The sequence below is a fragment of the Pseudoalteromonas sp. genome, from assembly GCF_041613455.1.
In the GTDB taxonomy this organism is placed as follows: Bacteria; Pseudomonadota; Gammaproteobacteria; order Enterobacterales; family Alteromonadaceae; genus Pseudoalteromonas.
In genome coordinates this window covers 1-1,715 of record NZ_JBFJHD010000347.1, presented here as the reverse complement: position 1 = coordinate 1,715, position 1,715 = coordinate 1, and the positions used below count along the sequence as shown (strand labels likewise).

The window sequence follows — 1,715 nt, the reverse complement described above, 5'->3', positions numbered from 1 at the left end:
GCTCACATTGTATTTGGTCGTGAAATAATAGAAGTAGCTACCATGCGCGGGCACCACGAAGCGCCAGAGGACAAAAACCAAATAAGCCAATCGAGTGAGCAAGGACAATTGCTACGCGATAACGTATTTGGCAGTATTGAGGAAGACGCAGAACGCCGTGACTTTTCAATCAATGCACTTTATTACTCAATTAACGATTTTTGTATTTACGATTACGCCAATGGTTTAGCCGCAATAAAAGCTAAACAAATTGAGCTAATTGGCGATCCAGAAACGCGTTACCGTGAAGATCCGGTGCGCATGCTACGTGCGGTACGCTTTGCCACTAAGCTAGATATGAAAATTGCACCAAACAGCGAAAAGCCGATGACTGCTTTAGCAAGTTTGCTAGATAACATTCCACCGGCGCGTTTGTTTGAAGAAATACTCAAACTGTTTTTAAACGGCAAAGCACAAGCTAACTACTTAATGCTGCGCAAATACGGCCTATTTAACTCACTGTTTCCAGAGCTAAACCGTATTTTAGATAATAATCCTGGCGGGCTTGAAGCCACTTTTATTGAAAACATGTTTAAAAATACAGACGATCGTATTAACGCAGATAAAAAAGTAACCCCTGCGTATGTATTTGCTGCGCTACTTTGGTTTCCGCTATTAGAGCGCACTAAAACAGTACAAAATGAAGAGCAGCTCTCTGAATACGATGCATTTTCGCAAGCAATTAATAGTGTACTTAGCGATAACGCCCAGCACATAGCTGTTCCTAAACGCTTTACTTTAGGCGCACGCGACATTTGGCATATACAGCATCGTTTAGATAAACGTGCCGGCCAACGTGCATACAGATTAACGCAGCAACCTCGCTTTAAAGCCGCATACGACTTTTTATTAATGCGTGTAGAGGCAGGAGAAACACAACATAGCGAGCTTGCTCAGTGGTGGACACAATATTTGAGCCTAGATATTAATGGCCAAAAAGAAATGGTAAGAACCTTGGGTCAGCCTGCGGGGCCAAAACCACGCAGACGCGCTCGCCGTCGTACACCTAAAAAGCCAACAGAGTAACTTCTATGCACTGTGTTTATTTAGGTTTGGGTGCCAATTTAAACTCACCAAAAAAGCAGCTTGATAACGCTATTGCCGCGCTTAAAAAGCTGCCAGATTGTGAATTTATAAGTGTTTCGCATTACTATGCGAGTAAGCCCATGGGCCCACAAGACCAACCTGACTATATTAACGCCGTTGCCTGCATAAACACTACGCTTAGCCCTGAAAAGCTGCTTGATTTAACCCAAGCAATTGAGCTTGAGCATGGCCGTGTTAGAAAAGCCGAGCGTTGGGGGCCACGTACTTTAGATATAGATATGTTATTGTTTGACGCACAAACAATTAATACCGAGCGCCTTATAGTGCCTCATTATGGTTTAACTGAACGTGAGTTTGTTGTGTATCCACTGCTAGAACTTGCGCCAAAACTTATTTTACCCAGCGGCATTGCACTACACACTATTGCAAATACATTACCGCTTAACAATTTACAACAATTACCACAGTAATTAACTAAGGCTTATGCCGGTGAGAAAATTATGTCTAAAATAACAGTTTCAACTTTAAATAAAATGAAAGCAGAAAAAAATAAAATTACTGCTTTAACAGCTTATGATGCCAGTTTTGCTAAGTTATTTCATGATAACGGCGTTGAAGTTATTTTAGTT

3 protein-coding genes are annotated in these 1,715 nt (G+C 41.5%); all 3 read left to right on the top strand.

Translation table 11 applies throughout. The annotated features are described in order from the left end of the window. The coding region (pcnB, locus tag ABYB02_RS16925) for a polynucleotide adenylyltransferase PcnB (RefSeq protein ID WP_372763526.1) at nucleotides 1–1,065 on the top strand (1,065 nt) is incomplete at its 5' end. 5 nt (nucleotides 1,066–1,070) lie between these two features. Then, entirely contained in the window at nucleotides 1,071–1,556 is a 486-nt protein-coding gene (gene folK / locus ABYB02_RS16920; RefSeq protein WP_011327302.1) for a 2-amino-4-hydroxy-6-hydroxymethyldihydropteridine diphosphokinase, read from the top strand. A gap of 30 nt (nucleotides 1,557–1,586) precedes the next feature. Next, nucleotides 1,587–1,715 (top strand): 3-methyl-2-oxobutanoate hydroxymethyltransferase (locus tag ABYB02_RS16915; RefSeq protein ID WP_372763527.1); only part of this gene is annotated, 129 nt, incomplete at its 3' end.